General features: G+C 71.8%; 16 protein-coding genes and 4 pseudogenes. 11 read left to right on the forward strand and 9 right to left on the reverse strand.

Features of this window, described 5'->3' with window-relative positions; all coding sequences use genetic code 11:
- Positions 1-30: 30 nt before the first annotated feature.
- Positions 31-311 (reverse strand): annotated as a pseudogene (locus OG609_RS00245) (IS982 family transposase); the annotation flags it as partial.
- Here OG609_RS00245 and OG609_RS45905 point away from each other — a divergent pair.
- Positions 286-498: pseudogene (locus OG609_RS45905) on the forward strand (transposase); the annotation flags it as partial. The pseudogenes OG609_RS00245 and OG609_RS45905 sit on opposite strands and share 26 nt — an antisense overlap.
- Before the next feature lie 204 nt (positions 499-702).
- Here OG609_RS45905 and OG609_RS00255 read toward each other — a convergent pair.
- On the reverse strand, positions 703-1,215 hold the full coding sequence (locus tag OG609_RS00255; protein ID WP_327270864.1) for a DUF1877 domain-containing protein: 513 nt from the start codon (positions 1,213-1,215) through the stop codon (positions 703-705).
- A 387-nt stretch (positions 1,216-1,602) separates the two neighbouring features.
- A complete protein-coding gene (locus OG609_RS00260) occupies positions 1,603-1,827 on the reverse strand; it encodes a hypothetical protein (RefSeq protein WP_327270865.1) in 225 nt (74 codons plus the stop codon).
- Positions 1,828-1,837: 10 nt separating this feature from the next.
- Here OG609_RS00260 and OG609_RS00265 point away from each other — a divergent pair, with 10 nt between their 5' ends.
- Positions 1,838-2,509: a hypothetical protein gene (locus tag OG609_RS00265; RefSeq protein ID WP_327270866.1), complete on the forward strand. Its 672-nt coding sequence runs from the start codon at positions 1,838-1,840 to the stop codon at positions 2,507-2,509.
- A 93-nt stretch (positions 2,510-2,602) separates the two neighbouring features.
- Here the strand turns inward: OG609_RS00265 and OG609_RS00270 are convergent.
- The 3 genes and pseudogenes from OG609_RS00270 to OG609_RS00280 form a co-directional block, all read right to left on the reverse strand.
- A pseudogene (locus tag OG609_RS00270) lies at positions 2,603-2,821 on the reverse strand (hypothetical protein); the annotation flags it as partial.
- Positions 2,817-3,167: pseudogene (locus OG609_RS00275) on the reverse strand (kinase); the annotation flags it as partial. The pseudogenes OG609_RS00270 and OG609_RS00275, both read right to left, overlap by 5 nt.
- A 156-nt stretch (positions 3,168-3,323) precedes the next feature.
- Positions 3,324-3,575 (reverse strand): hypothetical protein, encoded by a 252-nt coding sequence (locus OG609_RS00280; RefSeq protein WP_327270867.1) that lies wholly within the window; start codon positions 3,573-3,575, stop codon positions 3,324-3,326.
- Between the two features lie 229 nt (positions 3,576-3,804).
- Between OG609_RS00280 and OG609_RS00285 the strand changes: the two genes are divergently transcribed.
- A complete protein-coding gene (locus OG609_RS00285) occupies positions 3,805-4,938 on the forward strand; it encodes a hypothetical protein (protein ID WP_327270868.1) in 1,134 nt (377 codons plus the stop codon).
- 587 nt (positions 4,939-5,525) lie between these two features.
- On the opposite strand, the gene OG609_RS00290 is transcribed toward OG609_RS00285, so the two are convergent.
- On the reverse strand, positions 5,526-6,068 hold the full coding sequence (locus OG609_RS00290) for an MOSC domain-containing protein (protein WP_327270869.1): 543 nt from the start codon (positions 6,066-6,068) through the stop codon (positions 5,526-5,528).
- Positions 6,069-7,023: 955 nt separating this feature from the next.
- Between OG609_RS00290 and OG609_RS00295 the strand changes: the two genes are divergently transcribed.
- From OG609_RS00295 to OG609_RS00315, 5 genes are all read left to right on the forward strand, one after another.
- Positions 7,024-7,890 carry a DUF4132 domain-containing protein gene (locus OG609_RS00295; protein ID WP_327270870.1) on the forward strand — a complete coding sequence of 289 codons (867 nt, stop codon included), beginning with the start codon at positions 7,024-7,026 and terminating at the stop codon, positions 7,888-7,890.
- Positions 7,887-12,803, forward strand: coding sequence for a DNA-binding protein (locus OG609_RS00300; RefSeq protein WP_327270871.1), 4,917 nt, complete (start codon positions 7,887-7,889; stop codon positions 12,801-12,803). Before OG609_RS00295 ends, OG609_RS00300 begins: the two co-directional genes overlap by 4 nt.
- A gap of 138 nt (positions 12,804-12,941) precedes the next feature.
- Positions 12,942-14,096, forward strand: a complete 1,155-nt coding sequence (locus OG609_RS00305; protein ID WP_327270872.1) for an ATP-binding protein — start codon at positions 12,942-12,944, stop codon at positions 14,094-14,096.
- Positions 14,093-17,866: a vWA domain-containing protein gene (locus OG609_RS00310; protein WP_327270873.1), complete on the forward strand. Its 3,774-nt coding sequence runs from the start codon at positions 14,093-14,095 to the stop codon at positions 17,864-17,866. The genes OG609_RS00305 and OG609_RS00310 overlap by 4 nt, the downstream gene beginning before the upstream one ends.
- Positions 17,863-19,734, forward strand: a complete 1,872-nt coding sequence (locus tag OG609_RS00315) for a hypothetical protein (RefSeq protein WP_327270874.1) — start codon at positions 17,863-17,865, stop codon at positions 19,732-19,734. The genes OG609_RS00310 and OG609_RS00315 overlap by 4 nt, the downstream gene beginning before the upstream one ends.
- A gap of 339 nt (positions 19,735-20,073) precedes the next feature.
- On the opposite strand, the gene OG609_RS00320 is transcribed toward OG609_RS00315, so the two are convergent.
- Together OG609_RS00320 and OG609_RS00325 are read right to left on the reverse strand one after the other, a co-directional pair.
- Positions 20,074-21,288 carry an IS110 family transposase gene (locus OG609_RS00320; protein WP_327270875.1) on the reverse strand — a complete coding sequence of 405 codons (1,215 nt, stop codon included), beginning with the start codon at positions 21,286-21,288 and terminating at the stop codon, positions 20,074-20,076.
- Between the two features lie 270 nt (positions 21,289-21,558).
- Positions 21,559-22,158, reverse strand: coding sequence for a TetR/AcrR family transcriptional regulator (locus OG609_RS00325; protein WP_327270876.1), 600 nt, complete (start codon positions 22,156-22,158; stop codon positions 21,559-21,561).
- A 114-nt stretch (positions 22,159-22,272) separates the two neighbouring features.
- On the opposite strand from OG609_RS00325, the gene OG609_RS00330 reads away from it, so the two are divergent.
- The 3 genes from OG609_RS00330 (at position 22,273) to OG609_RS00340 (ending at position 25,262) form a co-directional block, all read left to right on the forward strand.
- On the forward strand, positions 22,273-23,325 hold the full coding sequence (locus OG609_RS00330) for an alpha/beta hydrolase (RefSeq protein WP_327270877.1): 1,053 nt from the start codon (positions 22,273-22,275) through the stop codon (positions 23,323-23,325).
- A gap of 393 nt (positions 23,326-23,718) precedes the next feature.
- On the forward strand, positions 23,719-24,474 hold the full coding sequence (locus tag OG609_RS00335; RefSeq protein ID WP_327270878.1) for an IS6 family transposase: 756 nt from the start codon (positions 23,719-23,721) through the stop codon (positions 24,472-24,474).
- A 389-nt stretch (positions 24,475-24,863) separates the two neighbouring features.
- A complete protein-coding gene (locus OG609_RS00340) occupies positions 24,864-25,262 on the forward strand; it encodes a hypothetical protein (RefSeq protein ID WP_327270879.1) in 399 nt (132 codons plus the stop codon).
- Positions 25,263-25,294 lie beyond the last annotated feature (32 nt).

The following is a 25,294-nucleotide window of genomic DNA, read 5'->3' on the forward strand; positions in this document are numbered from 1 at the left end:
CGGCGGCCGATGCGACGGCCGTCCAGAAATCCGCAAGGCCTTGAATAACAGCGTTCCGGGCCGCTCCGGCTTGCCCTTGTGGGCCGGCCGAAGTAGCCGGATGTCCTGCTCGGCCAGCTCGTGCTCGAAACCCCGGCCGAAGTAGTTCTTTTCGCCGATCAGTGTCTGGGCAGGACGTGCGGCGACAAGGCCGGGTTCGGCGGCCAGGAGGTCCAGCAGCGTCTCGCGCTCGTCGGCCTTGGCCCCGGGGTCAGGGCGAAGGCGACGGGCAGGCCCTGGAGGGCCGCCTCCAGCGGCAGGACCAACCGCCACCGCCTCTCCCGCGGCGGCGACCGCGGGGCCAACGCCGCCCTCTACCGCATCGCCCTCGTCCGCATGTCCAGCGACTCCCGCACCCGCGAATACGTCGCCCGACAGACTGCCGCCGGACGCACGAAGAAGGAGATCATCCGACTGCTCAAACGCGCGACCGCCCGAGAGATCTTCCGCTACCTGACAACACCAGTCGCGGTCCCGGACATCGCCGACCTCAGGCCGGCACGCCGGGCCAAGAACATCACGCTCACCACCGTCGCCGAGCACTTCGGCGTCTGGCCCGCCGTGATCTCCTGCATCGAACGCGGCACCCGCCGCGACGACGACCTCGCAGGCACCTACCGGACCTGGCTCACCGCCGATTGACCGCTCGCGAGGGGCTGGTGCTCAGTCTGTCCAGGTCAGAACCGCCAGCCCACGTCGGCCGGCGATGAGATAGAAGCTCTGCAGCAGCCCAAAATGCTCGACGAGGTACTCGCGCGGGTGTCCGTTGAACCCTCGAAATCCGCACGCTTCGGCAGCCGTCAAGGGATCCACAGAAAGGCCGTTGAGTATTTCGCCTACGTCCAAAGCAGACAGTTCACGGGCCACTTCAGCGACTACCGCAGGAGCGAGAACGGCGGGAGGGGCGTCAAAGCCGTCATAGACCCCCGGATGATCAAGAAACTCGACGCCGTCCGAGTCCCCCGAGATGCTTCGCGTGAGGACCTGGATGCACGGATCCTCGATGCGCATTCGCTGGCAGAACCCGATCAAGCCCCAGATCGCCCAGTCGAGATCCACGGTGTCCCCCGCAGGCGGGTCCCAATCAGGGTTGCCGTCCGGTGACACCGCCGCAGCTGCGCGGCACTGAGCCAGGTACTGCGGGGTCACCCGTGCCAATTGCTGTGTCAGTGCCATGCGTTGAGTATCGCGGACCACCCATGCGTGGAACCGCGAGATCCCTGCGCACGACCGGGGACGTTCAAGCACTCGACACCGCTTGACTGCCAATAGGAGCATCAAGACGATTCGAGGCCGATTCTCCGAGGTTTCAACGTGGCGTGCCTCGTGGTCGTCGCCTGCTCAGCGCGCGACGTCGCCGTCGATCCGGTCAGGGCCGTCAGGCCGCCCGCACCGTTCGGCCACTGCCTCGCCTACGGGCAGTCACGTTCCCGATGCGGCCGCGTAGTCTGCCTGCCGGGCGGTCACTCGATCGGGTGCATGCGCCGCAGGGACGCGGGGGGTCGGACACGACGACGGACCCCTCCCAGACAGACGGGAGGGTCCGTGTGTCGTGGCATCAGCTCAGCCCATCCGCCCGACGTCACGCACTTCAGCGCCGCCGAGGTAGGCCACGAAGGAGACCCAGCACCGCATCGCGAAGACGTCGGCCACTGCCTCGCCACCCGGCGCCGGCCACTCCTCCGGCCGCGGCACCACATCGTCCAGAAGAAGCTGCACCTCCTCACGCCCCGCAGACGGCAGCCCCGCTACGACCTCAGCAGCCAGCCGCTCCAACTCGACACGCACGAGCGCCCCCTTGTCCTCGACAAACCAGCACCGTACGGCCGACACCAAGGCCCAGTGGGACGAGAGCCCCGGCTCTGAGCGCATGACGCCGCAGGGCGCCGCGTTGTTCGCCGCCGATGCCCTGCTCACGGGAAGTGTGCCTCTGCCGCGCATCGCCGCTCTGCTGCGAGGGATGGCGCCCGGCCTGGAGGTGAACCCGATCGCGTCCCTTGTGGAGACCACGGTGCGCGACGTTCCGGACTCCCCCGTCCTGGGTGCCGACGACAGCCTGGACATGCTGGCCGGCGATGTCCGCCGCATCCTCCACGACCTGGCAGGGACAGCCTCACCAGAGGACCTCGGCGCCGCCTGGCATGCTGCCCGGGATGTGCGCAGCTGGGCTCTGGACCTGTGCGCGCGGGTGGAAGGGGAACTTGCCGCCCGGGCGCCCGGCGACGCCACCATGGAGTGGTGGATCAGCAGGCAGCTGCCGGCCGGGCTCTCTCTTCTGGACGAACTACGCACCCGACACGAAAGAGCCGCCGCTACCGCTCTGTCAGCTCTGGGTCTGCTGCTGCAGCGGGAACAGTTCGCCGAGCTCGAGCGGGTGCAGCCGGGCTGCCAATGGGACCTCGCGCAGACGCCGGGCTTCCTGCCCCCTCCCGCCCGTGATTTTCTCGCCCTGCCCTCTGCCGCACCGTAGGCCGCTTCACAACCTGCGGAGCGCACACGGGTGCGCAGGGTGAGAGCCCGCTCGTCTCGCTCAGCCCGAAGTGCTGTGAGCTGGCGTTCAGCCCTAGCCAGCCGTGGGGCGGGCACGACGCTGACCAAAGAGATAGAACCTTGCCATGCCGAGCTTCGAGGCCCAGATGAGGATGGCCGCGAGGTGGAGTGCAGCCTGGTAGGCGATGGCGAGTTTGTCGCACCGTATGGCCAGGCCGCGCCACTGCTTGAGGCGGTTGATGCAGCGTTCGACGGTGTTGCGCTGCTTGTACGCCTCGGTATCGAAACCGGGCGAGGGTCTGCTCGAACGGCACGTGCAGGTAGTAGCCATGGGTCGGGCCACGGTGGTCGGCGCGCAGCCGAGCGAGCATCTCGCTGTAGTGGTCGGCGTACAGGATCGCTTCGACCACCACGTGGTACCCGGCGTCCAGGGCATAGCGAGCTGTCAGGTCGATCAGGCCAATGTTCGCTGCGTCGGGCCGGTCTCGCTCGCCCAGCACGACCCTGCGCACGTTGTCCTGCTCCACCCAGGCCAGGCCGCGGCCGAAGCGGTCGCGGATGCCGGCCGCGACTGACGACTTGCCCGAGGCGCTGTTCCCGCGCAGGACGACCAGTCTCGTGTTTTCGTTGCCCACCATCATCCGGCGGAGGCTACCGGCGGCCACTGCCACTCGAATGTCAGCGAAGGCTCGCCACACATGGGGCGTCTCGGCTCATGTCACTGCACCTTCGCCGTCGTCGTCCGGGTGCCCGCACTGACCAGCTGATCAGCACCTCCCGCAGGTCGGGGAACCTCAGACGACGCTGACGGCCGTACCCTGCGCGCGCAGGGCCAGCGGACCGGCGAGAATCCCGGGGAACGGTTGGACAGGGATCGTTGACGCCGCGCCGTCCCACCAACGGTCGCAGGCGTTCCCGGGATCGGCGACGTCCAAGAGCGCCAGGACCTCGCAGCGGGGGCGGCGCAGGGCAGCGGGCGGAGGGTCATCCGGCATCACCCGGCGGCCGAGAGCACGGGGGGCGACGGCCGCGAGGGTGGAACGCACTGCGGCGGCACTGTCCAGGTCGAACAGCGCCGCTGTGCGGGGCGCCGCTCGCCGCCATCGTCGACGGGGGCGAGCATCTCGTCGTCGCATGTTCACGGCGCAGACGTGCGTGGCGTATGCCGTCCATGGTGCGTCCCTCCGGGAAACTGACCGGTGGTCGCCGAAGCTTGCGCGAGGTAGTCGGCGCGGGCGGCGCCGCACCGGCCTGCGCGCCGTGGAAGGACAGGGAATGGTCACACGCAGAGGATTCATTGACGGAATGTCGGCGGCCGGTGCCGCAACGCTCTTCGGCGTCACCCCATCGGCCTTCGCCACCACGCATGCAGACGTGGCCGTGGCGGACGCCGAGCTGAAGGCCCGTGACGCGATCCGAGCGGCCAACGTCGGTATGCGTGCGAGTTATGCCGCACTCAAGTCCGAACTGATCAGTCGTCTGAGTCCTGTGATCGTCGTCCAAAACGATGCCACGGGCGGCAAGTTCACTCTCATCCGTGGCGGAAGCCCACAGGAATCCGTCAACCCGGTGCCCGAGCTGTTCGAGCTTGCGAAGTCGATCAGCCACGTACCTCAGGGTATCTTCTCGACCATTGCCCCATATCTGGGCGACAAGGTGCCCAATCTCCCCAACGCCAGCCGCATCGACCCCCACGACCTGGACATGGTCGCGTTCGAGGGGCCTCGAGCGGCTGGCTGGATCAGCCCGCTCCAGGGGTACGAAGCCACCCTCACCACTGCACGCCAGCAGCTCGGGGAGGCCAATCTGCCACAGGAGCTGGAAATCTCCTGTGGGAGGATCCTCGACGAAGCACTCACGTTCATCCGTGATTCCGTGAGAAACGGAACATTCGACATGGCGTCGTTCGAGGAGTTCTCGGGCAAGACGTACCCCAGTATCCGTACGAACATGAAATACGCAGCTGCGGCGCAGATCTGTGGTGTGCAGGGCCTCATGCGAAAGTGGCGGGCCACGATCGGCGAGGAGGCATGGAAGGACCTGTATACGGTCGTGCTGTCGATCTGGACGACGTCCGAGCTGAACCAGGCTTCGATCATCATCAGGCGATGCATGAATCCGGTGAAGGTTGCTACCCATCTGATCGACCTGCCGACCGTCGAAGTTCCTCGCGACCCAATCTTCGTCGCCCTGGACAACCTCGCCCGGATTGTTCAGGACAATGTCTCAGCCGAAATGGTCTTCCCTACCGATCCGCTGGTCGCGGACGTCTTCAAGGGCAAGGAGGACTTGCTCTCCGTCGAAATCCTGCAGCAGACCGGGGCGACGGCCCGGGCACCCACAGCCTCCCGCTCGGCAGCGGCGTCCGCCTGTCCAGTCCATAAGGAGAAGCCTCATTCCTCCGCGTAGCGGCAGAGGGCTCCGGCGGCCGGGGGAGCAATTCGGCGGAGTCCTGGTCACTGGGCTGGCGTGAGCCGGGCATGGGGTGCTCGCGCTGATCGTCCGGCTGATCGTGCCGGAGTGATCATCTGCTGCGCCGGTCCTGCGGCGATCGAGCTGAGTGAACTGATCGAGGTGAACGCGAGTCTGGGCTGAGCAGCAGGAGGCCCGGTTGACGGTGGAGGCCGCGGCCCGGGTGCGGGGCGTCGTGCCCCACTTCCGACCACGCCGCCACCTGATGACCGCCACCTGATGACCGCCACCGAATACCACACCGAGATGACCACCCGCTCCGCCACCTAGGACGAGATCACCGGCGCCACCGCCCTGCCCACCGCAGCGTGAGCCAGGCCCCCACCCGACCCCCACACACCCTGACGCACCCTCAATCGATCAACACCGCACCAACGTGACAACGCCCTTCGATCAACTCGCCGAGATGTTGGCGCGAGATGTCGCAGAAGGCAGGAGAGCCATGGTCGCGCAGGCCTGCTTGATGTTCACACCACAAGAAACCGCGCGGCCATCGACACGTCACGGCCTGCTCGCGAAGGAGGTCAGACCCGGCCGAGGGGCCGATGAGGCTCGTCCGGGGGCTCCATCGTGATCGTGTCGCCGGGACGCACCACGCCGCCCACCTGGACGACGCTCATGATTCCGGCCTTACGCACAATGTTCCCGGCCTCGTCGCGGCCGACAACCTTCTTCAGCAGTCCGTCCTGGAAGTTGTCGATCTGCAGGCAGGGATTACGCAGACCTGTGACCTCCACGATCGCCTCGTCGCCGATGCGCAGCAGTGCCCCGCCGGGCAGGCCGAGCAGGTCGATGCCGCTGGTGGTGATGTTTTCGCCGGGTTCGCCGGGCGCCATGTTGAATCCATCTTCGCCGACTTCGGTGAAGAGCTCCTCGTGAATGAGATGGACCTGGCGCAGGTTCGGCTGGCTGGGGTCCTGCGCGACGCGCGAGCGGTGCTTGACCGTGACGCCAGCCTGTACGTCTCCCTCTACGCCGAGCCCGGCGAGCAACATGATGCTGGCCCGGTTGGGCTTGGTGAACGAGTACTCACTGTTGCTGCTAACTGCCGTTACCATCCCGCTCATTCCGCGGCCCCCTGTTCGGTAGCGATGATTCGCCACGAGCCGAGCCCGCGGCCCTCAGCGCACAGGATCCTTGGGATCAATCGCGGGGCAGGCCGTTAGCGGTCGAGTCGTCGCGGGGCTCCGGGCGGCCAAGTCATTTGAGCCATCCAACGGCGACCAGCTCACAGCCATACCCAGAACCCCTGGGCCCGACGATCTTACGAATGACCGCCTCAAACCCACGCTTGGAAGGTAGGACAAGCTCACCTACGCTGTCCCTCGTTGCATGAAACCCGGTGTCCATTCCCGGGGATCAACCTCACTTGCGGCCCTGCCCCTGACGGGCCCGCGTGAGGTCTTCCGTGACAAGAAGCTGTACGGCGGGGCCGCGCCGGCGCTGGTCCTCGGAGCGCCGAACCTCGGGCCGCTGTCGCATCGAGGGCGACGAGCGCGGCGCTCAACGACTCGTCGACCGTCACTCGACGGCCGCCATCCCCGTCATGCGGGTGAACTTGTCGAAGTTCGCGAGTCGGCGCTCGCGCCGCACCGGTGCGCGTGTCGACGAGCACGACGAGGTCGTCCATCTGGCCGTAGGTGCGGTCACCGTCGAGGTAGAACTCCCGAGCGCCCCAGACCGGCATGAAGTCGGCATCGTCTTCATACCACCCGTCGACCTGGAGAGTGTGCCGCGAAGCCGACCCGCCGTACGGAGGCACCACTCGGTCAACGTCCTGCTCGCAGCCGGGCAGCGCCCTGCTGACGTTCCGTCGGCCGCACCGCCTCCCGCCGTCGGGCGCGACGCCTACCGTCCCCGGCAGCACCAAGATCCCTGCCAAGCCGTCGCGAGGGCACCGCGGACCAACCAGCGTTGTCAGTGGCCCTCGTTAGTCTCCCCCTCATATCGCAGTTCAGGGGCTTCGTGGCCCTTGGTTCGGGCTGCGCTGACATCTGATGGACAGGCGGAGGGGCACGGCTGATGGCGTGGCTGGCAGCGGGTGAGGGGTACGAGATCACCCTCGAGGACGGGCGTGTGGTCGCACGGCGAGTCGGAGGGCGGCAGTTGAAGGCGCTGCCGAAGGCGTTGCGCGACAGTCCCGAGGTCGACCGGCTGAGGCAGCTGGCCGAGTGGCTGGACCGGCACGCGGCCTTGTGCGTGGCTCAGGTGGATGCCTGGATGGTGTCGTCGCTTCCAGTCCCGACCGAGCTGATTGCGCGGGTGTGGCCGGACGAGGCGTGGCAGGCGGCGCTGTGTGACATGGCCGTCGTGGGCGACGATCCGGACGAGGTCGGCTTCCTGCGGGACGTCACCGGCGACGGGGAGCTCAAGGTGGTCGACCTCGACGGTGAGACCGTGCGGCTGTCGCCTCGCACGATGACGCTTCCCCACCCCGTGCTCCTGCCGGACCTGGACGACGTACGGGACTTCGCGGCCGACCTCGGCATCACCCAGAAGGTGGAGCAGATCCACCGGGCGACCTGGACCAGGCCGGACGGGCCGGATGCCGGGCGTCCGGAGACGGCGATGGAGGTACGGGACTACGCGGGCGGGAAGTTCGCCTCGCGGTTCGGTCTCGCGGCACGCGCCACAGGCCTCGGCTACCGGGTGTCCGGTGGCTACGCCACGTGCAAAGTACGTGATGGGGGCCGCAGCACGGAGGCGTCGGTGTGGATCGGCGAGCCGTACTGGGACGGGGAGTCGGAGACCGGCGGGCTGAGCTGGCACGACGAGGACGGCCGCGCGGTGCGGCTGACCGAGGTCGGGCCGGTGGCCTGGTCCGAGGGGATGCGCATGGCCGCTGCGCTGTACGCCGGCCGCACGATCGAAGAGGGTGGGGACGCGTGACCGGGACGGTTGGGAACGACAACAAGGAGCTGCTCGCGGCAGGCGCGGTCCTCCCGGCCGACGCGCGGGGTGCGGGCCCCTCAGCGGTCGAACTGACCGCACGGGCCTATCGCCACGCGGTGCTCGGCGAGGATCGGGTCGTCGTGCGGCTGGCCGCGGCCGAACTGGGCCCCGCCGAGGACCTCGCCGCCGGCTTCCTCGGGCTTGAGCCGCAGGGCGAGCCGGCCGTGGTCGGTCTCGGCCGGCGCCAGGAGCTCGGCTTTCCCGAGTGGGTGCTGGTGCACCACCCCGAGGACGGGCACCACGCCCTGGCGGTCGTGCCGGAGCTGGACCGACTGGCCCGGCAGGCCAAGACCAAGCCCAAGGCCGCCCTGGACGCCTGCCACGAGCTGGCCGGGCGGCTCGCCGCGGCCGTCCCCCACTTCCTGCCCGTCTTCTACGAGCAGGCCGCGCGGGTCTTCCTCGGCGTCGAGAACAGCACGTACGCCGGCCAGCTGTTCGGCCGTGCCCGCACGAGCGAGGCGCAGCACGGGCTGACGGTCGACGAGGACCGGCTCGACGCCGTGTTCCTGGAGTTCGCCCTGGCCGGCGCGCTGCCGGTGAAGGTCCTGACCGGTTACGGCAAGGACCTGTCGGCCCGGCTCGCGCCCGTCGAGGCGTACGAGCGGTTCCTGCGGCTGTGCGTGCGCCGGACCGCCGGCGGTCTCGCGCCGTCCGCCCAGGCCGCGGTGGAGCTGAAGCGGCTCGCCCGCGCCGCGGCCCTGTCCGGCAACGAGGCGGAGCAGGACTACCTCGCCGAGCTCCTTCCGCTGCCGGCCACCTTGCGCGCCGCCGCCGGTTGGTGGAAGTCGCACCGCGGCGCGCTGGTCGCGCTGGCCCGGCGCGTTCCGTCCGTGCGGGGCACGCTGCTGTCGATGACCCCGCCCGGGGACAACGGGGATATGACCGAGCTGTGGCTGGGAATCATGGCGGAGTCCGGGGCCGACGCCGGTCTCGCGGACGCCGACCTGCCGCAGGAGGAGCAGTGCTCCGACGGCGCGGCGGGCTGGCTGGAGCGCTTTCACCGCGCTCGGCATCGCGGTTGGGGGCCGCGCCCGACGCCGCCCGCCCTGCTGGAACTGGTCGAGCGGGCGGCCGGCCGGCTGCGTGCCGATCTGGCGGCGCGGGCCGAGGGCGAGCGGTTTCTGCGGATCGGTGTCGAGGACGTGAACCTGCTGGACCTCCTGCTCTCGCTGGAGATCGCGGTCGCCGACCCCGAGGAGAAGTCCGCCCACCACCGGCGAGGCAGCGCCCTGAGCCTGTCGGACTGGGCCCGCGGCGAGGAGCCGCGGGACCTGGTCGCGCTGGCGGCCGACCCCCGCTTCCGGCCCGCCTTCGGGCGCGGGGCGAACAGCTACAACAGCGCTTCCTCCGGTGCGGACGTGATGCGGCGGCTGGCCGCCTCGCCCGGCGGCCGCCCGATGCTCACCGAGTGGATGCGTGAGGTGGCCGCCTCGTCGGTGGCTGCCGGGCTGCCCGGACTTCCGCAGGCGATCGAGCGGCTTTCGTGGCTGCCCTCCGAGGCTCTCGCGCTCGCGCCGCAGGAGGTCGCGGCCGCAGCCGGCGCCGATCTCGGCGAGGCCGTGGCGCGCACACTACGAGGCGGTCTGTGGGAGGAGCTGCGCTGGCCGGCGTGGGAGGAGGCGCTGACGGAGCTGGCACCGGGCCACCACACCACCGAGGGTCTGACGGTCGTCGAGGCCTGGCCGTATCTGATCGTGGCCAACGCGACGCAGGTGCGCGTCATCGACGCCGACTCCACCGTTCTCGTGCACGATCTGAGGCTGCCCACCACGTCCGTGTGGCGGACGGGCTTCCACTACGTGGACGGTGCGTTGCTGGTGTTCTGGAGCACGTACGGTCGCGGCGAGCCGCAAGGCTACTGGCACACCGCGCCCGACACGGTGTTCGCTCTCGCCGGTATCGGCGCCGGCTCCTGGGCCATGCGTTCGGACCACCTCAGCCTGCAACTGCCCGGCGGCGGCCGCACCACCGGCGGCGGGGTCCTCCACAGCGGCGACACGAAGCTGCCCGCGGAGCGCGCGCTGCTGTCCGACGGCACGTCGTACTGGGTGTGGCAGGACAGGGACGGGGAGGACAAGGGCGGCTGGCTCGAATACGACCCCGTAGGCGGTGCGTACGGCCGGCGCTCGCAGCCCGGCTTCCTCGCCGACGCGCTGCTGCGGCACGCCCCAGGGGCCGAGTTGGCGGCCGGCTCGTGCCGGCTGCGGCCCGCCCCGGCGGTGGCGGGTTCGGCCCAGGGGACGTCCGCGGACGGGCTCCTCGGCTGGCGTGTCGTGCGGCTGTCGGACGGCAGCCACCACGGCGAGGACACCACCGGACGGGTCGTCACCCTTCCGAAGGGGGCCGACAGGCCCGTCGCCGCGCTGACGTTCCCCGGCGACGACCGACCGCGGGCGCTGACCCAGCAGTGGCGCGAGCTGTTGCTCAGCGACCCGGAGGGCACGGTCACGATGTCGGCCGAGTGCGACCACCGCAACGAGCTGTACGGGACCGCGGCTCAGGCCCTGCCGCCGCTGCCGTACCTGCACATGCTGCGCGCGCGGGATCCGCAGGGGTCGGCGGCGCTGCGGGGCACCGACGCGGAGTCGGCCGGCGTCCTGCTGAAGGCGGCTGTGCTCGCGGAGCGGGTGGCGGACCTGCCCGAGTTGGTGAGCGCCGCGCTGCCGCAGGTCTCGGCACCCGAGCTGGTCGCCGGCGTGGTGAAGGTGCTGCGCTTCGCGGTGCGGCAGCAGAAGGCCCTGGACGCCGTGGCCGCACGGCTCGACCCCGCCGCCGAGCCCACGGAGGTCCGGGTCCAGGGACCGAGTGACCACGTGCTCGCCAAGGCGCTGCACGGCATCGTCGATACCGGCTACTACCAGTACGCGGACACCGACGTGACCCACCGATACCTGGAGACTCTGGCGTCCGTGCGCGCGGACACCGCCGCCACGGCGCTGCCGGGCCGGCTGCACTTCGATCTCCCGTCGCTGCCCTACTCGGGACTGCCGTTCGTCTCGCTCCTGGACGAGCCGGCCGCGATCGCCTACCGGGCCGTCGCGCCCGGCAGCGAACCGGCACACCGGGCAGCCCTGCTCGAAGTCCTCGGCCGGGTGGACGCGCTGGGGCTGGCCTCGACGGCGGCCTCGGCCGGTCACTGGCGCCGGGTCCTGGTCCGCCTGTCGACGCCCCACCTGCACACGCCGGACGGCCAGCGGCGCAACGTCGCGCACCGCAGTGTGCTGCCCCTGGGCGGCGGTGCTCTGCTCGGCATCACCGAGCACAACTCAAGTGTCGACGACGGGTGGGAGTTCGGCGCGCTGCTCCACGACCCGAACGGCTGTGTCGAGGTGCCCGGCCCCTACACCGTGAGCAGTGACGCGCCGGTGGGCGACCGGTTGCGCGGCGCCGACTGGCTGACCGGCTTCCTCGGGGAGGCACAGTCCCGTGAGGCGGTGCCCTTCCTGCCGGAGGCCGCCGACGAGTTCAGCCGACTCACCGGTGTGTCCCGGGCGCTGGCCCGGATCGTTCTCGTGGGCATGCCCGACGTGGACAGCTGGGAGAACAACTTCCTGCCGACCGAGCTGCGCAAGACGCTCGGGCTGAAGGTGGCCGAGGCGGGACACGCCCGCGACGAGCTGCGCGCGCTCCCGGTCGAGGTACGCAGGGCGGTGCTCGCGGCGCTCCTGCCCGACGACCCGGCCCGGCTGTGGAGCGAGGGCCCGGACATGGCGTCGGCGGCCGCCGTGTGGAACGAGAAGGTGGGACGGCGCCGGCAGGTGCCCGACTGGCTGGCGGCGGAGGCCGCGCGCGCCGCGCGCAGCGGCTGGCCCGTGCACCGGGCGCTCCCGGCGCTGCTGGAACCGGCGTCGTCGCCGGAGCTCGGCGTCGACGTCCCGTGGCGCATCGAGGGAGATCACCCGGCGACGGTGTCCCCCGCCGATGCGCCGTTCACCTCGGCGGTGCTGATCGGCTCGATGAGCCTGATGGCCTGGCTGGCCCACCGGCTGCCCGCCGGCGATCCGGTACGGGCGGCGCTGCCGAGTGCGCTGACCGCCGTGCGGCAGCGTCTTGCGGCACCCGAACTGCTGCTCTCCGCCGGGTATTACACGAGCCTCGCGGACTTCCGGAAGGTGGCCGGCGCCCCGACGGAGACGGCACCGGACCACGAGCGGTACGGCGCGGTGCTCATGGCCACGCAGGACGGCCAGCCCCAGCCGGCCGTACGGCCCGCCCTGCTGGACTCCACCGGCTCCGACCCGTACCTGGTGGCACTGCGCGGCGCCGATCAGCAGCCGACCGGGGTCGAGACGGCGCTGCGGTGGGCGTACGATCCGGCGTTCGCACGGCTGCTGGCCGACCCGGGCGTGCCCGTGGCCGGCACGGCGGACGACGAGGGCCTGTGGTGGCCGCAGGATCCGTCTCGTTCGGTGCCCGAGCGGGTGGCCGAGGTCGCCGATGCACACGGTCTGACCGCCGACGCGGCAACGCTGTACCTGATGCTGCTGGCCATGCCCGACCCGACGGACCGCAACACCGCGCGATGGACGGGGTGGAAGCCGGCCCGTCTCAAGACGGCGCGGGCCGAACTGGCCGACACCGACCTGGTGGTGTCGGGCGTACGGGCCCGGGCGGGACGCTCGCTGGTCCTGCCGGGCGCCTGGGCGGAGCAGTCGGCGCCCGTCCTGCCCGTCGAGCAGTGGAAGCTGCCGATGTACGGGGTGGCCACGGGCGGCCGGCCGGTGCTGGGCACCCTGGTGCCGAGCGAACCGGCTGCGGAGCTGTTCGCCCGGGCCTGGCAGCGGATCCTCGACGGCGACCTCCCGCGCTTCGAGGAGCTGAAGGTGCGGCGTACCAGGCGCCACCGCTGAGGCGCCGCCGAACGGCACCTGAGCCGCCGCTGACCGGCCGCCCGTAGTCAGCACGGCGCGGCGCGCCCGTCCCCGGGTGCGCCGCGCCGGTTCCCGACCCGTATGAACACCTGCCGAACCATGACGAAGGAAACCCGCATGACCGCCACCGAACAGACCGCACCCGTCCGGCAGGGCCAGCCGGCCGAGGAGCGCCACGCCGTCGAACTCGCCTTCCTCGCCGCCCAGGACCCCGGGCCGCGGCCGCCCGGCTGGGCGCTCACTCCTCGCGCGGTGGTCACGTTCGTCTGCGGCAGCGACGGCGTGGAGCTGGCCCTGCCCGGGCGTCGCGCCGGTCTGCCGTCGAAGCTGGTGATCGCCCCGAAGTTCGTCGGCGAGCGCGCGCTGGTCGAACGCTGTGTGGTCACCCTCGCCGGAGAGCGCGGGCTGCTGCTCACCGGTGAGCCCGGCACGGCCAAGTCGATGCTGTCGGAGCTGCTCGCGGCCGCTGTCAGCGGGACCAGCGCCCTGACGGTGCAGGGCACGGCGGGCACCACCGAGGACGCGTTCCGCTACGGATGGAACTACGCCCTGCTGCTCGCCCAGGGCCCCTCCCCGCAGGCCCTCGTGGACTCCCCGGTCCTCGCCGCCATGCGAGCCGGACGGGTGGTGCGGGTCGAGGAGATCACCCGCTGTCTGCCCGAGGTCCAGGACGCCCTCGTCTCCATCCTGTCGGACCGGCGGATCAGCGTACCCGAGCTGACCTCCACCGAGGACGCGGTCGTCCGCGCCGCCCCCGGCTTCACCGTCATCGCCACCGCCAACCTGCGCGACCGGGGCGTCTCCGAGATGTCGGCCGCGCTGAAGCGCCGTTTCAACTTCGAGACCGTCGACCCGATCGCCGACGCCGACGCCGAGGCGGTCCTGATACGCCGCCAGGCTGTCGCCGCCGTGCAGCGGGCGGGCGCGGCCTTCGCCGTCGATGACGCCGTCCTCGACGCCCTCGTCACCGTCTTCCGCGACCTGCGCTCCGGCCGCTCCAACGAGGGCTGGGACGTGGAGCGGCCGGGCACGGTCATGTCCACCGCCGAGGCCGTCCAGGTGGCGGCGTCGCTGGGGGTCGCGGCCGCCTACCTGCCCGGCGAGGACGTGCTCGACCTGCTGCCGGGACATCTGCTCGGCGTGGTCCGCAAGGACGACCCCGCCGACCACGCACGGCTGCTGGGCTACTGGGACGGCCCGGTGCGCCGCCGCGCCGAGAACGGCTCGGCGATGTGGCGCCGGCTCTGGGACCTGCGCGGGAGCCTGCGTTGACGACCGTCGATCCACGGACGGCCGTGGACGCACTGGCCGCATCGCGTGCGCCGTACCTGCTTGGAGTGCGCCACCACAGTCCGGCGCTGGCCGCGGTGGTACCCGCCCTGCTGGAAGAGGCGCGGGCCGAGGTGGTCTGCGTCGAGCTGCCGACCGACTTCCAGCCCTGGCTGGAACACCTGGCGGACCCCGAAACCGTCACCCCGGTCGCCCTGGCCGGAGCGGGCGAGGGAGGACGGCTTTCGTTCTACCCGTTCGCGGACTTCTCGCCGGAGCTCGCCGCGGTCCGCTGGGCCAGAAGCCGCGGGGTGGAGGTCGTGTGCTGCGACCTTCCCCTCGGCGACCCGCGCTGGTCGGCGGGGGCACTCGGGCCGGTGCGCGAGCAGGACGGGAGCGAGGCCGTACGTCCGGAGGCCGATGCGCCCCTGGGGGCCACGGGTGCGCTCGACGCCAGTCCTGACCCTGCTCCCGGCGACGGGACGACGCGGGTGCGGCGCTCGTACGCCGAGGCGCTCGCCGCCGCCGGGACCGGCCGGGACGGTGACGATTTGTGGGACCGCGCGGTGGAGGTGCTGGCTCCGGGGTGCGCTCCGGACGCGGTGCGCCGAGCCGCACTGGGCGTGGGCTGGGCCCTGCGCGCCGACGCCGCCGTACCCGCCGCCGACCTGGCGCGGGAGGAACGGATGCGGCAGGTGATCGCCTCTGCCTCGGCGGACGGGCGCCGGGTGGCAGCCGTGATCGGCGCGTTCCACGCACCCGCGCTTCTCGCGTCCACGGAGGCGGATGCCGGAACGGAGGCCGGGGCCGGGACGGCGGGCGTCTCCGGCGCTACGGGGCGGGCGGCTGTCCCGTCCGAGGCCGCGCCGCGCGGTGCGGGGCCCCGCACGTGGGGGTCCGGTACGGACGCGGCAGGGGTTTCGGCGGCTGGCAGGGCCGGGGAAGACGGCGCCGCCGCGACCGAGGGCTCGGCGGTGACCTCCCTCGTGCCGTACTCCTTCGACCTGCTCGACTCCCGGTCCGGCTACCCGGCTGGAATCCGCGACCCGCTGTGGCAGCAGGCGGTGCTCACCGCCGCCGGCGATCCGGAACGGATCCGGGAGGCGGCTGCCGACGCGGTGACCGGCCTGTGTCGCGAGATGCGCCGCGGCGGTCACACCGCAGGGACCGGCGAGGCCGCCGAGACGCTGCGCCTGGCCTGCGACCTGGCCGCCCTGCGCGGACTGCCCGCGCCCGGACGCGGCGAACTCCTGGAGGCCGTCACCACTGTCCTCGGCCAGGGCGAACCCCTCGGCCGGGGCCGGGCCCTGGCCCGCGCGCTGGAGGCCGTGTTCATCGGCACCGCACGCGGCCGGATCAGCCCGCACGCGCCCCGGTCCGGTCTCGGCCCCTCGGTCGAGGCCGAACTCGCGGAACTGCGGCTGCCCCGACCGGACGACCCCGACCGCCGCGACCTGCGCCTCGACCCGCTCCGTTCACCGCTGGACGGCCGCCGCGAAGTGCTGCTCCAGCGGCTGCTGGTGATCGGCGCCTCGTACGGCGAACCCCTGGACGTGGCGAGCACGGGCGACGGCACCGCGCTCGGCACCAGGTGGCGTCTGACGTGGACGCCGTCCGTGCCCGCACGCCTCGACCTCGCGGGCGTGCGCGGGGTGACCGCGGCCCAGGCCGCCGCCGGTACGCTCGCGGCGACCGCGCGCCACGAGGCCGCCGAGGGCGGCCCCACCCCGGCCCAGATCCTCACCGGGCTGACCGCCGCCGCGCGCTGCGGCCTGCCCGAACTGGTCGACGCACGCCTGTACGAGGCCTCCGTCGTGCTGCCCGACAGCGCCGACCTGCCCGAGCTCCTCCAGGCCCTGGACCTGTTGGAGGGACTGCGGCGCGGCCACTACCCCGACACGATGCAGGGCGCCCGCACGACGGCCGGCGCCCTCACGGAGGAACTCCTCGAGGCCGCGGTCCGGTCCCTGCCCGGCCTCGCCGGGAGCGACAGCGGCGCCGCCGCCGGGGCGCTGGTGGCGCTGGCGGACCGGACGGCCGCCCGTCATCTGGGCCTGCGACTGGACCGGGCGCTCGCCGAGCTGGCGGCCGAGGGCTCCCCGCTCATCCAGGGCGCGGCCCTGGCCGTACGCGTGCTGCTCGACCTGGACGACGCGGCCGAACTGGGCGAGCGTACGGCCGGCTGGATCGACGGGGCCACGGCTCCGGACACGCGCCGGGCGCTGGCGAAACGTCTTGCCGGGCTGCTCACAGCCGCCGGTCCCCTGCTCCAAGCGTCGCCGGACGCGCTCGCCGCGCTCATGGACCGGGTTGACGCGCTGGCCGACCAGGACTTCCTCGACCGGCTCCCGGCCCTGCGCGGCGGCTTCGACACGCTGGCCCCGGCCGCGCGCGACAGGCTACTCACCACCGTGACGGAGCGGCTCGGCGACCGGCTCGACCTGTCACTCGACGCCCCGCCCGAACTGCTCGCCCTGTGGGCGGCGGCCGACGCGGCCGGATCGGCAGCGCTGAAGGCCCTGGGCCTGCCAGGCGCCGATGCCGACGCGGACGCCGACGCAGGAACGGACCCGGGCTCGGACTCGGCCGACAATCCCGGCCCCGTACCCCCACCCGCAGCGGACAGCGCCGCCGCGGACGACGCGGACCGACGGCTCGGCCGTGCCGACCGCTGGCGGCTGCTGCTCGGCCGCCACAAGGAACGGCTCACCTGCGACGCTCGCCGCTACGCCCACGCCCTGGACGAGCTCTACGGCCGCGGGCGCGGCGAAGGCGCCCAGGACCTGGCCGGCGGCGCACCAGGTCAAGGCGGCGGTCAGGACCCGTCCTTCCCCACCGCGCGGGAGTGGGCGCAGGAACTGGAGGCCCTCTTCGGCACCGACGTACGCGAGGAGGTCCTCGCGGAGGCCGCCGACGCGGGTCGCACCGACGTGCTCGCGCAGCTCGATCCGGCGTCGGTACGCCCGTCGGTGGAGCTGCTCGGTTCGGTGCTGTCCCTGGCCGGAGGCATGCCCGAGGCCCAACTCGCCCGGCTGCGTCCGCTGGTGAAGCGGCTCGTCGACGAGCTGTCCCGGGAGCTGGCCACCCGCCTGCGCCCGGCGCTCTCCGGTCTGGCCACCCCGCGCCCGACCCGACGGCCCGGCGGGCGCCTCGACCTCGCCCGTACCCTGCGGGCCAATCTCGCCCACACCCGGCGGACGGAGGACGGCCGGCTCGTCGTCGTACCGGAGCGCCCGCTGTTCAGCACGCGGGCGAGCAAGGAGGCGGACTGGCGCCTGGTCCTCGTCGTCGATGTCTCCGGTTCGATGGAGGCGTCGGTGATCTGGTCGGCGCTGACGGCCGCGGTCCTCGGCGGGGTTCCGACCCTGTCCACGCACTTCTTGGCCTTCTCCACGCAGGTGATCGACCTGACCGATCGGGTCGAGGATCCGCTGTCGCTGCTGCTGGAGGTCCGGGTCGGCGGCGGTACGCACATCGCGGCCGGTCTCGCGCACGCGCGTTCGCTGATCACCGTGCCGAGCCGCACGCTCGTCGTCGTGGTCAGCGACTTCGAGGAGGGCGCACCGCTCGGCGGGCTGCTGGGCGAGGTGCGTGCCCTGGCGTCCTCCGGCGCCCACCTGCTGGGCTGCGCGGCGCTCGATGACACCGGCACGCCGCGCTACTCGGTGTCCGTGGCGCGCCAACTCGTCGCGGCCGGTATGCCGGTGGCCGCCCTCAGCCCGCTCGAACTCGCCCGCTGGGTGGGCGACCGCCTCCGTGGAGAACCCCGTTGAGCACCGAACTCCTGCCTCCCGTCGCCCCCGACGTCCTCGCCGACGCCGTGGAGCAGCTCAGCGCACGGCTGCGCAAGAAACTCGACGCGGCGATCTCGGGCTGCGCCGACCAGGCCTCCACCACGGCCGACGGGGCAGCCGAGGTCCACTTCGGCGAGGACGCCACGGTCACGCTGCGCCCGGGCCCGTCCGGCACGGTCACGAACGCGGAACAGGCCGTGTGCACCTGCCTGTTGGCCCCGCGCTGCCTGCACCGGGCCGCGGTCCTGGGCGCGGCACCCATCGCCGGTGGGGAGGACGACACGGGCGGGGGTGACGACTCGGGTACGGGCAAGGCCGCAGGCTCGGGCACAGCCTCCGACACGGGCGCGGGCCCCGAGGAGGCCGCACCCACCGCCCCAGCCGCCGACGTTGCGGCCACGGTGGTCTCGCCGGCCGCACTCACCGCGGCGCAGGTCCTTGCCGCCACGGCGCTGTGGGACGCCGCCGCCGAAGCCCTGTCCGCCGGCGTCACGGCGGGCGGCGCCGTGGTGCAGGCCGAGCTGCTCCGCGCCGCCCACACCGCGCGGCTGGCCAGGTTGCCGCGGGCCGAAGCGGCGGCGCTGCGAGTCGTACGGAGCCTGAGGGCTGCGCGGGAGCGGAGCGAGGGACAACGTCTCGCCGACCTCACCGGAGCCTTCCGTGAGCTGCTGGCCGGCACCGCCCTGCTCGCCTCCGGGTCGGCCGACACGGAGGCGGCGGGCTCCGCGCGCCGGGTCTACGAACAGGGCGGCAGCCTGCGGGTGTACGGCCTGTGCCGGGAGCCGGTGCTGTCCGCGACGGGGTACGGCGGAGTGACCACGCACCTGGTCGGTTCGGACGGCGCCGGTTACACGGTGTCCGACGTGCGCCCCGGTGGCCTCGCCCGCGTGAAGGGTGCGGGGTCCGCGTCCGTGGCGCTCGGCGGTGCCGTCCTCGACCACGCCGGGCTGGCGCGCGGGGGTCTGCGGATCGTTGGCGCGACCGTCTCTGTGGACGGGCGGCTCGGGGCAGGACGGGGGGTCAGCGCGACGCCACTGCGCGGGGTGGACTGGTCCGAGGAACCCGCCGCCGTCCTCTTCACCCGACCAGTGCAGGAGGCGATGGCCGCTGTGCTCGCCGACGGCGCGCCCGAGGCGGGCGGGCCCGGCAGGACGGCGCCGAGCCTGCTGGGCTGCGACGTCGAGGTGATCGGTGCGGCCGGCGAGTCTGTCGTCGTCCGCGTCGCCGGTGGGGGATCGCTGCTGCGGCTCCGCCCCGCACACCCCCACCCGGAGCTGCCGCACGCCGCCAACCTGCGCCGGATCGCCGAACACCCGGGGCTCGCCCTGCGCGTGCTCGGCCGTCCCGACCTGGACCGGGCGGCGACGCTCCAGTCGCTGGCGGTCGGGCCGGTGCCGGGGGCGTCCGCCACGCTGCGGCTGCCAGACGCGTGGAAGGGCCGTGCCGACCTGGGCTACGACCGGCTCCAGGGCGAGCACTTCCCCCGCGAGACGGCGGGATCCGCGGACTGCGGGCCGGTCACCGCGGGCCCCGACCCGCTGGCGGAGGCACCGCTGTGGCGTGTCCGCCGCCTGCTGGAGACGGGCGTCGCGGGCGGTCGCCGTGCCGTGGCCGAGGCGGGCCGCGGGACGGACGCGGCCTCGCTCTCCGCCCGCCTGACCCGGGCGGAACTCGGCGTAGCGGCCCACCTCGCACAGGCCCTGACAACGGAGGCGGGCCGCCGCCCCCGCGACACCTTCGGCCGCCTGACCGACCCCTCGGCCGACGCCTACGCGAGGGCCTGGCTCGCCTCGGCGGTGCACCTGGCGGCTGCGGAACGCTCGCTGGTGGCCGCGTCCTGGTCGTGACCTACCGCTGAGCCCACCGGGCCGCCTGGGCCGCCCGGTGGGCTCAGGCGGTCCCGGGCCCCGGTCCTTCCGGCGTTCCGCACCACCGGGTGTGGCAGCCTGTCTGCGAACTCCTCCACCGAGCCGCTCCCGAACCACCGGTCCCTGCTACCCGTGTTCGACGCCCTGCGCGCGGAGAGGTCCGCGGCACGGCCCAGTTCCGTATCGGTGTCACCCACGAGGGCGACGCCCTCTCCGTGACCGTGACTGTGACTGGTCAGGCCGGGCAGGCGTATCTCTGGGGTGCCTCTATGTCGTTCGTCAATCCCGCGCTGTCGGTTTTGTGGGTGTCGGTCCTGTTCACGCGGCGAGGGCGATGGTGGGGGTTCGGGACTCGTAGAAGGTTCCGTCGCGGAGCATCGCGAACAGGACGCTGATGCGTTGGCGGGCGAGGCGGAGGAGGGCTTGAGTGTGGGTTTTGCCGCGGGCGCGTTGCTTGTTGTAGTAGGTCCGGGAGGCGGGATCGGCGTTCATGCAGGCGAAGGCGGAGAGGAACATGGCCCGTTTGAGCTGCCGGTTGCCGCCTCGGGGTGCGTGCTCGCCGTGGATCGATGTTCCCGAGGACTTCGTTGTGGGGGCCAGGCCCGCGTAGGAGGCGAGGTGGGCGGCGGTGGGGAAGCTGGTGCCGTCGCCGACGGTGGTCAGCAGGACTGCGGCGGTCCTGACGCCGACGCCGGGCATCGAGGTCAGGACCTGGGAAAGAGGGTGTGTCTCCAGCAGGGTGTTGATCTGGGCTTCCAGGGCTCGGCGCTGTTCGTGGACAGCTCCCAGCGAGCGGGCCAGGGAGGGCACGACGGTGTCGAGGGTGCCGGTCCCGGGGACGGTTACGGTCTGCTCGTCCAGTGCGTCGAAGACCTCGTCGATCAGCCGGGCGGCCATGCGTGGGGCTTTGGGGCGGATGAGCTCGACGAGTCTGTGGCGGCCGGCCTTTCGCAAGGCGGCTGGGGATCCGTGGCGTTCAAGGAGCCAGGTGACGGCCTGGTGGTCCAGACGCGGACCCAGGACGCGCTCCAGGCTGGGGTGGAATTGGGTGAGCAGGCCGCGTATCCGGTTGCTGGTCCGGGTGGCCTCTGCGGCGAGGTCCTGGTCGAAGCCGACCAGGACGGTCAGCTCGGCGGTGATCTCGTCGGTCAGTTCCAGCGAGCGCAGGGTGTGGGGCAGAGTGCGGGCGGCATCCGCGATCACCGCGGCGTCCTTCGCGTCGGTCTTCGCCTCGCCCGGGTAGAGATCGGCGATCCGGCGCATCGCCAGTCCGGGCAGGTAGGCGACCCTGCAGCCCGCGTCCCGGGCGACGGCCAGGGGCAGGGCGCCGATGGAGGCGGGCTGGTCCACGATCACCAGGACGGTGCCGAACTTCGCGGCCAGCTTGTCGAAGACGGCCCGCAGTTTCGGCTCGCTGTTGGGCAGCTGCTTGTCGAAGACCTTCTTCCCGGCCGGGGTCAGCGCGTGCCCGTGATGGGCGCTCTTACCGACGTCCAGGCCGAGGAACACGCCGACGTCTTCGGTGTCGAACATCGCACCCTTCCCAAGGGGTTGGCGGTGCTGGCCTCGGCAGAGGTGTCGTGCGCGCGCATCCACGTTATGCAGACCTGCCGCCCGCGAGCTGTCCGGCATTGCGCCGGACCGGACGGTGGCCGGACCTCTCATCAGCGTCTCCGACGGCACCCCCAGGCCCGGTGACACCACCCCCCAGGTCATCGAGTTCGACAGGGGGACACAGTCATGCCGGGCCCGGAGGCCAGCGGCCCCGTTGCAGGACCGCGAAAAAGATAACGGGGGCAGCCTCTACTTCCTCTCTCTCAGACCGTTCAGCACCAAGTCAGTCAAGCGCTCCGGGAGGTCCGGTTCGATCGGGCGGTGGCCGAGCAGGGAGCGGGTCTGGAGTGGGGAGCAGAGCAGTTCCAGGGCCAGGGCCGCGTCCGTGTCTGCCGGGAGTTCCCCGCGTTCGACGGCCCGGCTGATGATGGCGCCGGCCTGATCGAGGCGGGACTGCCAGAAGGTCTGCCAAGCCGCGACGAGGTCGGGGTCCTCGGAGCTGAGTGAGGCCTCCCGGGCAACGGAGCGGCCGGTCGGGGTGGCCAGGTACTCGGCCAGCGCGCGGGCGAAGGTGGCCAGGTCGGTGCGGACGGCTCCGGTGTCGGGGACGGGGATGCCCTCGTCACTGCCGGCCAGCATGGCGTCCAGCACGAGCTTCTCCCGACTGCCCCAACGTCGGTACACCGTGGTCTCGTTGACCCCGGCACGGGCCGCGACCTCGGCGATGCTGAGCCGGGCGATGCCCTCCTCGGCCAGCACCTCCATGGCGGCTGCCAGAACGGCCTGGCGGACGCGCGCGGCACGGCCGCCAGGTCGGCGGCGGATCGGCTCCGGTTCTTCCTCAGTCATGTGTCGATCACCTCAACCACCACCTTAACGCAGGGCGGCTTGCATTAAGTGTCACCCGGGCGCATAGTCACTAATGCAAGAGTTCCGGCTTTAAGCACAGCAGGAGGCATCACCATGTCCTTCACCTGGCCCCTGGACCCGCAGGACCTGTTCGTCGAGCGCTACCCGCAGATGACCCTCGGCCTCCCCGTCGACGAGGTGGACGCGGTCCGCGCCGCCGTCACCGAGATGTGGCCCGACCGGCCCGGCAGCTGGGTGTACGAGTGGTCCGCCCTCGCCGCCCGGCACGCCGAGGCCGGGCGCCACCGCCTGGCCGCGCAGGCGTACGGCTGGGCCAAGTTCCCCTCACTGGCCGACGACCCGAAGCGCACCGCGCTCGCCCGCCAGGTCGAGCAGTACGCCCTCGCCGCCCCCGGCTTCCCGGTGGAGTTCGAGCGCCGCACGCTCACCGTCCCGTACCGCGGCGGCGAGGCCACCCTGCCGATCCACCTGATAGCCGCCCCCGGCCTGCCCGCCGACGCGCCGGTTGTGCTGGCCAGCGGCGGGGTGGACTCCTGGAAGACCGACCTGCACGGCATGTGGGAGCAGCTCGCGCTCGCGCTGCCGGTACGGCTGCTGCTGTTCGACATCGTCGGCACCGGCGAGACCGCCCACCTGCCGATGACCCCGGATGGCGGGGCCGAGGTGATTGCCGGACTGGTCTCCTTCGCCCGCACGATCGGCAACGGGAAGGTCGGCCACTTCGGCATCTCGATGGGCGGTTACTACTCCGCCCGGACCGGACTGACCGGGGCAGTGGACGCCTCTGTGGTGCTCGGCGGCCCGGTGGAGCGCTCCTTCGCTCCGGACCGCGGCTTCGCCTTCGGCATGGACGGCATCGTCGGCAACGCCCTCGGCTTCGACGCCATGCCGAGCACGGCTGCGCGCGAGGAGGCCTTCGCGGCCTTCGACCTGCGCCCGCTGCTGGACCAGGACGCCAACGGGTCGATGCTGGTGGTCAACGGCACCGAGGACGTCCACGTCCCACTCGACGACACCTTGGTGTTCGAGGGCCGCCGGGACACCCAGGTCGAACTGATCCCGAACACCGGCCACTGCGCTATCTCGCGCTTCGGCGAGGCGATGGCCGTGATCACCCCCTGGCTGAAGGACACCCTGATCGGCTGATCCGACAGTCCTGTCGCGACACGAAGCCGCCAACCCGCGAGCGCCGTGCGTGGCGCCGCCGAGAGGAGGCGCTCACGCACGGCGCTCGCGGTCCGCATCGGCGCTTAAAGGAGTGGTGGGTTCCCCCGGGGCGCCGTTAGTGGCCGCCGATGAGACGCAGGATCGTGTGCCGGGCCTTGCGAAAGGCCAGTTAGCGGTGGTGTTCCTCTTGGCGCGCGGGGTCGTTGCCCGGGTCGGGGCTGAAGGGGCGTTGGAAGGCCGCCATCCACTCCGGCTCGGCCAGGCGAGTACCCAGGGCCGGCGGTCCGCACCCGGCGGGCGCGACCGCGAAGTGCAAGGACGGGACCTACAGCTACGCGGAGAAGGGCGCTGTCACGTTGGCTGGCCCGTGGGATGATCTTCGGGTTGATCACGTTGGGGGAGCCTTCCGTGGTGGGTGCACCGCCGTCGTACAAGGGGCACCGACACCCGGTCGAGGCCATCTCGCACTGCGTGTGGCTGTACTTCCGGTTCCCGCTCAGTTTCCGTGAGGTGGAGGAGCTGATGCTCGAGCGCGGCGTGACCGTCTCCCACGAGACCGTGCGCCGCTGGTGTCTGAAGTTCGGCCAGGCGTACGCCAGCGCGCTGCGCCGCCGGCGGCCCCGCCCCGGGGACAAGTGGCATCTGGACGAGGTCTTCATCAAGATCAACAGCGAGCAGAAGTACCTGTGGCGGGCGGTCGACCAGGACGGCAATGTCCTGGACATCCTCGTTCAGAACCGGCGGGACAAGGCCGCCGCCAGGCGATTCTTCCGCAGGCTGATGACGAAGACGGGCAGGGTGCCGCGGGTGGTCGTCACCGACAAGCTGCGTTCCTACGGCGCCGCTCACCGCGAGGTCATGCCCTCGGTGGAGCATCGCTCGCACAAGGGCCTGAACAACCGGGCCGAGAACAGCCACCAGCCGACGAGGCAACGCGAACGGGCGATGAAGGGCTTCCGCAGCGTGGGCGGGGCCCAGCGGTTCCTATGCGCGTTCAGCGGCATCTCACCCCACTTCCGGCCCCGACGCCACCTGTTGACCGCATCCGAACACCGAGCCGAAATGACCATCCGCTTCACCATCTGGGAGCAGATCACCGGCGTCACCGGCCGACCTACCGCGGCCTGAGCCCAGGCCGGCACCCGGCCCCACCACACCTCGACGCACCGTCAGACACCCACGCACCCAACAACGTGACAACGCCATCACTGGAAGTCATCCAGCTCGACCAACTCGCCGAAGAAGCAAGGCGCCCCCGCACCCGCAAGCCGACCAGAACGGCATGATGCGGACGTGAAGAAGACCACCGAAACGTCGGCTGACGGGAAGTTCGCAGCTGTCTGCGGCCAGGCGTGGGACATCCTGGTCCCCGCCCGCGCCGACTACCTGGCAGGCGTCTCACCCCACTACGACGAGGTCTTCCAAGAAGTCGCACAGCGAATCGAGAACGCAGGCAGCCTCGGCAAGACGGACATCGCAGCGCTGGCCGTCTGGAAACGCCTCTCCGCACAAACCCGTTGGGCATCGGCGCTCATGTCCCTGCCCGACGTTCGGTCACCGAACGGGCCGTCACCGCCGTCCACGACACCGCCCTCACCCGCAGCCAAGCCGCCCGCACAGGACGCGGCATCATTGCCGAGCTGCCCGGCTTCCACACCGGCGACGCCCTCGCCTCAGCCGTCCTGACCGCAGCAGCACCCCAGCGGATGGCCGTCTACGACCGCCACGTCCAACACGTCCTCGACGCCTTCGGCCTCCCCCTCACCCGCGCCCCGGGACGCTACGGCCGCTACATGCAACTCCTCGACGACCTCCTCCGCCACGGCGCAGCACAGGCCGACGGCTGGACCGCACGCGACATCGACACCGCCCTGTACTGGACCGGCGCCAACCCGCCCCAACCAGCAGCAACGTAAACCACACGACAGCAGCACCGGCAGGCCCGACC

The sequence above is a fragment of the Streptomyces sp. NBC_01224 genome (genome assembly GCF_036002945.1).
Taxonomy (GTDB): Bacteria; Actinomycetota; Actinomycetes; order Streptomycetales; family Streptomycetaceae; genus Streptomyces.

Excerpts from the sequence above, each read along its gene's own strand:
- OG609_RS00330 (WP_327270877.1), top strand. The coding sequence starts at position 22,273 with ATGTCCTTCACCTGGCCCCTGGACCCGCAGGACCTGTTCGTCGAGCGC.
- OG609_RS00305 (WP_327270872.1), top strand. The coding sequence starts at position 12,942 with ATGACCGCCACCGAACAGACCGCACCCGTCCGGCAGGGCCAGCCGGCC.
- OG609_RS00335 (WP_327270878.1), top strand. The coding sequence starts at position 23,719 with ATGATCTTCGGGTTGATCACGTTGGGGGAGCCTTCCGTGGTGGGTGCA.
- OG609_RS00320 (WP_327270875.1), bottom strand. The coding sequence starts at position 21,288 with ATGTTCGACACCGAAGACGTCGGCGTGTTCCTCGGCCTGGACGTCGGT.
- OG609_RS00285 (WP_327270868.1), top strand. The coding sequence starts at position 3,805 with ATGGTCACACGCAGAGGATTCATTGACGGAATGTCGGCGGCCGGTGCC.
- OG609_RS00325 (WP_327270876.1), bottom strand. The coding sequence starts at position 22,158 with ATGACTGAGGAAGAACCGGAGCCGATCCGCCGCCGACCTGGCGGCCGT.
- OG609_RS00295 (WP_327270870.1), top strand. The coding sequence starts at position 7,024 with ATGGCGTGGCTGGCAGCGGGTGAGGGGTACGAGATCACCCTCGAGGAC.
- OG609_RS00255 (WP_327270864.1), bottom strand. The coding sequence starts at position 1,215 with ATGGCACTGACACAGCAATTGGCACGGGTGACCCCGCAGTACCTGGCT.
- OG609_RS00290 (WP_327270869.1), bottom strand. The coding sequence starts at position 6,068 with ATGAGCGGGATGGTAACGGCAGTTAGCAGCAACAGTGAGTACTCGTTC.